This is a genomic window from Halobacillus sp. (assembly GCF_049282395.1).
Lineage (GTDB): Bacteria > Bacillota > Bacilli > Bacillales > Halobacillaceae > Halobacillus.
In genome coordinates this window covers 1-7,538 of the sequence record NZ_JBAPTY010000087.1, presented here as the reverse complement: position 1 = coordinate 7,538, position 7,538 = coordinate 1, and the positions used below count along the sequence as shown (strand labels likewise).

The window sequence follows — 7,538 nt, the reverse complement described above, 5'->3', positions numbered from 1 at the left end:
ACCTGAGGTGGGATATTTTGGGTGTTTTTTAAATCGGCATTTGACAAGTATTCCGTATGTTTGTCATACTACCATCAACAACATACTGGTACCTTTAATTCAGTCCCGTGAGGCTGACAAGGACAGCGTTTAAAAAAAGATCGGTGGAAAACGTGCGCGCTCATTACAAGAGTTCCGTGCCTTTTTCATGCAGAATCTTAAGGCTTCTTGTCGGACAAAAACGGCAGGAAGCCTTTTTGTCTGCGATCTTTTTCGCTCCCGGTACCGGTGTCTTACTAAAAGATACTGGAGGAATGGAATATGAAAACGACACATGGTGATTTTGCATTAACGGCTGTGCCTCAGTCTGAACGACAAGGATTTTGGAAGATGCTGATGGTGATGATGGGCCTTACTTTCTTCTCTGCCAGCATGTGGTCAGGAGGTACGCTTGGTGCAGGATTAACTTTCGTTCAATTCATGGCGGTGGTCTTAGCTGGGAACCTTATTCTCGGGGCGTACACGGGCGGACTTGCTTATGTATCTGCGAAAACCGGTTTGTCCACTCACTTGCTAAGCCGCTATGCTTTTGGGGAAAAAGGTTCTTACCTTGCTTCCCTGCTGCTTGGCGGAACGCAGGTCGGCTGGTTCGGTGTAGGAGTGGTCATGTTCGCTTTGCCGGTGCAGAAAGTAACCGGTATCGATATGGTCTGGCTGATCGCCGGGTCCGGAATATTGATGACGGCGACTGCGTTTTTTGGGATGAAAGCCCTGATGCTGCTTAGCTTCATCGCTGTTCCGATGATCACAATTTTAGGGAGCTTTTCTGTTTTTAAAGCGACTGAAAGTATGGGTGGTTTCGAACAGCTGCTACAGCATAATCCTTCTGAATCACTCGGACTTGCAGCGGCGCTGACCATCTGCATTGGTTCCTTTATCAGCGCAGGCACGCTTACACCTGATTTTACACGTTTTTCAAAAACGAAGAAATCCGCGGTCACAAGTACGGTTATCGCTTTCTTCGTTGGAAATTCACTTATGTTTTTATTCGGTGCCATTGGAGCGATGGCGACTGGGAATGCGGACATATCGGAAGTGATGTTTACGCAGGGACTGATCATTCCGGCCATTCTTGTTCTGGGGTTAAACATCTGGACAACGAACGATAATGCACTCTATGCGTCTGGACTAGGATTCTCAAGCATCACGAAAATTAGTAAAAACAAAGTGGTCATTTTCAACGGTGTCCTTGGAACCCTGACGGCGATGTGGCTGTATAACAATTTCGTCGGCTGGCTCACCATGCTTGGTTCTGCGATCCCGCCAATCGGAGCAATTATTTTAATCGATTATTATCTAAATAGACGTGAACGAACAGCTGCTTTTGAACAGCAGAGTTTCAAAAAAGTAAGATGGACTGGGATCATCGCCTGGGCGGCAGGTGTCGCGGCTGCTCAATGGGTACCGGGCATCGCTCCTGTGAATGCCGTGATTGCTTCTGTTCTTATTTACACGCTTACCTCTAAGTTTGCCGAGCAGCCAGCCCAAAATAAGATCGAAGAAGGAGAAGTTGCATGATAATTCAAAACGCGAAACTACGTGATAAAGAAGGGTTATGGACGATAAGGATTGAGCAAGGAGTCATCCAGGATATTACGCAAGAAGTCATCCGCGAGCACGATTCAACCACGATCGATGCGGGCGGCTCCCTTGTTATTCCTCCCTTTGTCGAACCTCATATTCATCTGGATACAACGTTAACCGCTGGAGACCCGGAGTGGAACAAAAGCGGAACATTGTTTGAAGGGATTCAGCGCTGGTCTGAGCGAAAAGACAAACTCACTGAAGCTGATGTGAAAGAAAGAGCGAAGCAGGCTCTCTCTATGCAGATTTCAAATGGCATCCAGCATGTCCGCACCCATGTCGATGTTACCGATCCAGAGTTGACCGCATTAAAAGCGCTCATTCAGGTGAGGGAAGAAGTGAAAAATGACGTCGATCTGCAGCTTGTAGCTTTTCCTCAGGAGGGGATCCTGTCCTATCCCAATGGGCAGGAGCTGCTGGAAGAAGCTTTAAGACTCGGTGCAGACGCAGTGGGTGCTATCCCTCACTTTGAATTCACGCGTGAGTATGGCGTGGAATCATTGAAGATTGCTTTTGACCTTGCTGAGAAATACGATCGATTTGTCGATGTGCACTGTGATGAAATCGACGATGAACAGTCGAGATTTGTAGAAGTGGTCGCAACGGAAGCGTTAGAAAGAGGTATGGGAGACAAAGTGACCGCAAGTCACACCACTGCCATGGGTTCCTATAATGATGCTTATACGTCCAAGTTGTTCCGCCTTCTAAAAATGTCGGGAATTCATATCATTGCGAACCCTCTTGTCAACATCCATCTACAGGGTCGCTTTGACACATATCCGAAGCGCAGAGGATTAACACGCGTGAAAGAATTGAATGAAGCTGGCATTAACCTCGGATTCGGCCATGATGACATTTTCGATCCATGGTATCCGCTTGGAACGGGAAATATGCTTCAGGTTCTTCATATGGGACTTCACCTGTCTCACTTGATGGGATACGACCAAATTAAACAGGGCGTGGATTTTATCACCGAAAACAGTGCCCGCATCTTGAATCTGAAGGAAGAATACGGTCTAGAGACTGGGCGTCCGGCCAATCTTATCATCCTCGACGCTGAGGATGAATACGAAGCGGTTAGAAAGCAGGCGGTTGTCCGGTACTCTATCCGTCATGGAAGGATCTTATCGGAAACGAAACCAGGTGAAACGTATCTTTATTTCAATGAAAAATAACAAAGTATAACTCTTTTTAAAAAAGGCTCCTTCACATGAAACGGCAGATCTGTTTTCATGTGAAGGGGCCTAATGCAATTTCAAAAGTTTTAAGGAAAATAAATGTAGGAGGGGAACTATGAAAGGCAAGTTTTTATTCATACTCATGACTTCTTTTTCACTATTTGTGCTAACGGCGTGTTCCCATAATGAAGTAGAGAATGTAGATATAAATTCTCCTATGGTGTTTTACGGAGAGAGTGAAAGTTGGGGGGCTACATTGGTGGTCAAACAGGTACAGAATGACGGGGATCATACGTTTAAAATAACTCAAGTATCTAACCTGACTTATAAAGGGAGCGATGGAGAAAAAGACAATAAGCAGACACGAGGAAACTCCACCTCCGTTCAAGTTTCCATTGAAGGTGTATCCCCTGAAAGAGGGAGCAGCATCCGGCTTCAGGAATACAATGCCTGGAGACAAAATAGCAATATCTCAAAAGAATATGCTGTAAAAGAAGATGAATTTGAGGTCGTCGTAACCTGGAATAATAAAGAAGAAACCTTCACTTTGTCGCATAACAATGAGAAGGCTCCGAAGTTTAACCGTCTTCATCCAAATGAATCGTACCAGGTATCAAGAAACCCAACGCATAAACAAGTCCTTTCTTTTTAACTAATCATACTCTTGTAAGTTTAGCTGTGGTAATTGAAGTTGATTTTTCGTTACAGGTCCGGCATTATGCCGGACCTGTACTTTTATATGGCTGAACGTCTTTAGTCAGTCTTATTCACACTTAAGAATGTAATGGTAGCCAGAATAAGAACCATGCCAATAAGCTGAACAAACGAGAGGCTGTCCCCAAGAACCATTACACCGAACAGGGAAGCTGTCACCGGCTCGATCATGGCGATCATCGAAGCCGTCGAAGGAGCTGTCCACCTGACGCCGACCACATAAAGAACAAAGGATACGCCTGCCCCGACGAGACCGAGCAGGATAAACCATCCTATATCTCCGGAAGTGAGGACGGAAAGAGCTTCTTGACGGTCTATGAATAGTAAGAGCAGGGCACTAAAAGCTAAGAATGCGATGGTTAGTACAGTCTGCGGCTTGCCGAAGTTAGAAGCATTTTTAAAACCGAAAATAAACACGGCGTACGATATACCGGCGCCAAGTCCTGCACCAGCACCTAGCAGGGTAACAGAAGTAGACCCAGTGTTATAGGCGCCTGTAAGCAAGATAATCCCGACAAGTACGCCAGTAATGCATCCCCATTTTAACCAGCTCGAACGTTCTATTTTTAGAAGAAACGAAACTAAAAGTACAAATACTGGTGCGGTGTACATTAATGTAGCTGCAATCGCGATACTGGACGCTTCAATACTCAGGAAATATAAAGTGAAATTACCTGCTACACCAAGGCCCGCGAGAAGCGACCATAAATACACCCTAGAAGAAGTTGGGAAATTCTGTTTTGCACGAAGAAGAAACCAGACCAAAACACATACAAGCCCTACGGCTCCACGATAAAACGAAATAACGGAAGGGCTCCAGCCTTTATTCATTAATATATCAGCGATTCCCCCGGTTATACCCCAAAGGATTGCGGCTATCATAACTAAAATCATTCCACCGTATCTCATGTACACCCTCCTATTTACAAATGTTGTTAAATTATAATCGATGTCTCATGTGTATTCCATAAGAAGCGACCATCTAAACGTTATACTACAATTTTTTTTATGAGTCATAAAATAAAGACTAAAATATAGGTTTATTATTAGAAAAGACCCCTTCTTTTTACCCACGAAAAAGCCGACTTCCTTTGAAAGGATGCAGGCTTTATTCTTACTCTGTTAGTTGGTTTGAGCAGCAAGCTTAACAAGTACGTGAGACATGTGTTCACGCCCTTCTTTGTTGGCTATGCCCCATAGTTCATTGAGGGCTTTCTCTTTGTGGTTGCGGGGTTCTTCATGCTTCGCAAGGTAATCCACGACACGTTTAGTTCCTTTAGAAAAACCTTCTGAACCAGGGCCCAGTTTCTCCCCTTTTTTAACCTGATCTCCTAAATAATCCTTGAACGATTCGAAGCTCTTCATAATGTCATCTTTTTTGTCTTCACTCATCTGTGCCGCTGCATGTTTCGGATCTGTTTCTTCTATTGTAAAATCTTCCTTTTTATTATTTTACAATATCATTACCTGGGATAAATTGTATAAAAGTTCAGGGGTGGTTGGGATGTGCTCGACCTTTGATTTGGGGCTTGAATTTATTTATTAGACGGGCTGGACAGGGGGAAATATTAGCTTTAGAAAATAAAGCATTTTAAACAGATTTTGAAGTCCCGATTTTCTTTTTTTTGTATCAAATCATGGTTAGTTGAAAGTCTTTTTCAAATAAGTGTCAAAAAACAGCACTTTATACCTGTTTTTTGTAAAAGAATAATATAAGAAATAATTGGGGGGTTCCTGTTTTGAAAAAGTTTGGATTACCTAGCTATTGCATTTCTATATGTTTTAGGTTATTCGATTAAAAATAAATTAAGTAAAGAAAATCCTGTTGCTACTTCAAATGGTAATTATGATGAAGCAGATGAGAATATTGAAACGGAAGGACATGCTGAAAATCCTGCTGCGAATTCAAATGAATGGACCATTGGAACAGCAGATTGTGGATTTTATGGAAGGAAAATTACTTTATGAAAGCAGATGAAAATTGTAGATTATGACATTAAAGATTGATTATATTTACGTGTTTACACACACGGCAGCCAAAGGATTAAACTTTTGCCGTTCTCAAATACACACCTGATTCAATTGAATGGGAAATGGGTGGAGAGTTGGGGAGCGCTCCATATATGATTAATGATGACCCAGACTCCTGTCTTAACGTTAGTGGAAACAGATGATCCAGAGGTGATAGGTGTAAAAGTGATGGGGGAAAACGCCAAAATGATTCAGCTTACAAAAGACCTGACGGAAAGCTATTCTGTAGAAGTGAAATTTTGGGTTCATTTTTCTAAAGTGAAAGATCATAATTTGGAAAACCTATCATCAGATATTTATGAGCTTATTCGTTAATATAAGTTCGGTGGTTTTATGCTGAGGGTTAGGTAAGACATAACTATAAAAAAGATTTCCGAAAATCGGGGAGTTTACTTTCAACTTATTGAAAAACGATAAATATTTATTGAATAAATGGTTAAAAGAAAGTCCTTATTAGTTGAAACGTTTTTTTGCATGGTTTCGTATCTATAAGAAGGATTCATTTAAAAGAGGGGGAGTAAATTGAAGAAGCTGCTGTTTATCGTAATTATCTTACTGCTTGTCGGGTGTGAAGCAGACAGCGATGATATCATTTTAAGTAAGGAAAAGATTGAGGTTCCAGACACTAAGCTTTCTGAAGCTACAGAAACCTACAGGATTACCTATTTAAGTGATGGACTTGAAGTCACAGGGTTTATGGTCAGACCCAAAGAGATAGAAAAAGAACTTCCTCTATTAATCTTTAACCGGGGCGGGAATCAGGAGTATGGAAAGATGGATGAGAAGATACTTTCTACATACTTATCTTTATGGGCGAAGAAAGGGTATGTAGTGCTAGCTTCCCAATACCGTGGAAATGATGGCGGGGAAGGCAAGGAAGAGTTTGGAGGAGCGGATGTGAATGATGTCCTGAATCTTGTTCAGGCAGCTGAAGAACTCCCAAATGTTGATGTAGAGAATAAGGTTATGCTTGGAGCATCCAGAGGAGGAATGATGACATATCTCGCTATAAAAGAAGGAGTAGATATTAAAGCGGCTGCCGTCGTAGGAGGGATTACGGATCTATTTAACTTTTATGAGGAAAGAGTTGTCGTGCGGGGAATGTTAGACGAACTCGTTGGGGATCCAGAGGAAAATAGGGATGCTTTTGAAAAACGTTCCGCTGTGTACTGGCCGGATCAGCTTGATGTCCCTCTTCTGATCATGCATGGAGAAGATGATTGGAGAGTGCCCGTCGGACAGGCAAGAGAATTAAGCAGCAAGCTCTCGCAAGAAAATGCCAATTATGAATATGTGGAATATGAGGACGGACAGCATGGTCTGAGCAGCTATGTGAAGGAGTACACCGATAAAACGGACCAGTGGTTCCAGCAGCATATTAAGGAGTGAAACGTATGAAATAGAGAGGGTGATCATTCGAAAACAGTATCTAATTCTGATGGGTACGCTGGTTTCGTACGGACGTTTATTGAAGTAAGCGGGGGCATAGCCAGTCAGGAAAAAGCCGGACTTAGGGAGAATACCAGGATGCACTTATCCCAACAAGGATACGATAGCGAAGCGGATATTGCCGATATGTATATCGTTAACATGGGAGAGAAAGAGGTTCTCTACACCGCCATCATGACGTTTCAAGACGAACTAAAGGTGGATTGTTTTTATCGCTATGAAAAGGGAACAAAAGAAATTGTTTAGGTGAATGCTGTTAAAAAAAGACAAACTGAACGTTTCAAACATAAAGAAGAATAGGGAGTCAGAATGGCTCTCAATAAACTCCATACCGGGGCCGAACTAATGTCAGGCTATATTCTCATTACTAACTGGAGAATTACAAAAGCGGCAAGTGGAACCCCTATTCCCAAACTTCGAATTCCAAGAATCTGATTTTCTGACATAGGCTGTCCTTTCTGCTCCTTCCAGGCAGGGTAGAAAAAACCGATAACAAGGCCGGCGGTGAGAGCGATAGACATGATGATAGTACCAGCTATATAC

General features: G+C 42.7%; 10 protein-coding genes. 7 read left to right on the top strand and 3 right to left on the bottom strand.

Features of this window, described 5'->3' with window-relative positions; all coding sequences use genetic code 11:
• The first annotated feature begins 300 nt into the window (after positions 1-300).
• From codB to WAM07_RS04375, 3 genes are all read left to right on the top strand, one after another.
• On the top strand, positions 301-1,557 hold the full coding sequence (gene codB / locus WAM07_RS04385) for a cytosine permease (protein WP_422165098.1): 1,257 nt from the start codon (positions 301-303) through the stop codon (positions 1,555-1,557).
• Positions 1,554-2,798, top strand: a complete 1,245-nt coding sequence (gene codA / locus WAM07_RS04380) for a cytosine deaminase (RefSeq protein ID WP_422165096.1) — start codon at positions 1,554-1,556, stop codon at positions 2,796-2,798. The genes codB and codA overlap by 4 nt, the downstream gene beginning before the upstream one ends.
• A 118-nt stretch (positions 2,799-2,916) precedes the next feature.
• On the top strand, positions 2,917-3,453 hold the full coding sequence (locus WAM07_RS04375) for a hypothetical protein (RefSeq protein ID WP_422165094.1): 537 nt from the start codon (positions 2,917-2,919) through the stop codon (positions 3,451-3,453).
• A 101-nt stretch (positions 3,454-3,554) separates the two neighbouring features.
• On the opposite strand, the gene WAM07_RS04370 is transcribed toward WAM07_RS04375, so the two are convergent.
• Both WAM07_RS04370 and WAM07_RS04365 read right to left on the bottom strand, forming a co-directional pair.
• On the bottom strand, positions 3,555-4,424 hold the full coding sequence (locus WAM07_RS04370; RefSeq protein ID WP_422165092.1) for a DMT family transporter: 870 nt from the start codon (positions 4,422-4,424) through the stop codon (positions 3,555-3,557).
• 213 nt (positions 4,425-4,637) lie between these two features.
• Positions 4,638-4,907 carry a DUF3243 family protein gene (locus tag WAM07_RS04365; protein WP_422165090.1) on the bottom strand — a complete coding sequence of 90 codons (270 nt, stop codon included), beginning with the start codon at positions 4,905-4,907 and terminating at the stop codon, positions 4,638-4,640.
• Between the two features lie 357 nt (positions 4,908-5,264).
• Between WAM07_RS04365 and WAM07_RS04360 the strand changes: the two genes are divergently transcribed.
• The 4 genes from WAM07_RS04360 to WAM07_RS04345 all read left to right on the top strand — a co-directional run bounded on the left by WAM07_RS04360 (position 5,265) and on the right by WAM07_RS04345 (position 7,241).
• On the top strand, positions 5,265-5,483 hold the full coding sequence (locus WAM07_RS04360; RefSeq protein WP_422165088.1) for a hypothetical protein: 219 nt from the start codon (positions 5,265-5,267) through the stop codon (positions 5,481-5,483).
• Between the two features lie 162 nt (positions 5,484-5,645).
• The gene (locus tag WAM07_RS04355) at positions 5,646-5,861 is read left to right on the top strand and encodes a hypothetical protein (protein ID WP_422165086.1); all 216 of its coding nucleotides are present in this window, start codon (positions 5,646-5,648) and stop codon (positions 5,859-5,861) included.
• A 207-nt stretch (positions 5,862-6,068) separates the two neighbouring features.
• On the top strand, positions 6,069-6,935 hold the full coding sequence (locus WAM07_RS04350) for an alpha/beta hydrolase family protein (RefSeq protein ID WP_422165084.1): 867 nt from the start codon (positions 6,069-6,071) through the stop codon (positions 6,933-6,935).
• Between the two features lie 138 nt (positions 6,936-7,073).
• Complete coding sequence (locus WAM07_RS04345) at positions 7,074-7,241, top strand: hypothetical protein (RefSeq protein WP_422165082.1); 168 nt, start codon at positions 7,074-7,076, stop codon at positions 7,239-7,241.
• A gap of 107 nt (positions 7,242-7,348) precedes the next feature.
• On the opposite strand, the gene WAM07_RS04340 is transcribed toward WAM07_RS04345, so the two are convergent.
• Positions 7,349-7,538 (bottom strand): hypothetical protein (locus WAM07_RS04340; protein WP_422165080.1); only part of this gene is annotated, 190 nt, incomplete at its 5' end.

What these genes read in the sequence shown, in the direction of transcription:
- codB (WP_422165098.1), top strand. Translation starts at nt 301, where the DNA reads ATGAAAACGACACATGGTGATTTTGCATTAACGGCTGTGCCTCAGTCT.
- codA (WP_422165096.1), top strand. Translation starts at nt 1,554, where the DNA reads ATGATAATTCAAAACGCGAAACTACGTGATAAAGAAGGGTTATGGACG.
- WAM07_RS04375 (WP_422165094.1), top strand. Translation starts at nt 2,917, where the DNA reads ATGAAAGGCAAGTTTTTATTCATACTCATGACTTCTTTTTCACTATTT.
- WAM07_RS04370 (WP_422165092.1), bottom strand. Translation starts at nt 4,424, where the DNA reads ATGAGATACGGTGGAATGATTTTAGTTATGATAGCCGCAATCCTTTGG.
- WAM07_RS04365 (WP_422165090.1), bottom strand. Translation starts at nt 4,907, where the DNA reads ATGAGTGAAGACAAAAAAGATGACATTATGAAGAGCTTCGAATCGTTC.
- WAM07_RS04355 (WP_422165086.1), top strand. Translation starts at nt 5,646, where the DNA reads ATGATGACCCAGACTCCTGTCTTAACGTTAGTGGAAACAGATGATCCA.
- WAM07_RS04345 (WP_422165082.1), top strand. Translation starts at nt 7,074, where the DNA reads ATGCACTTATCCCAACAAGGATACGATAGCGAAGCGGATATTGCCGAT.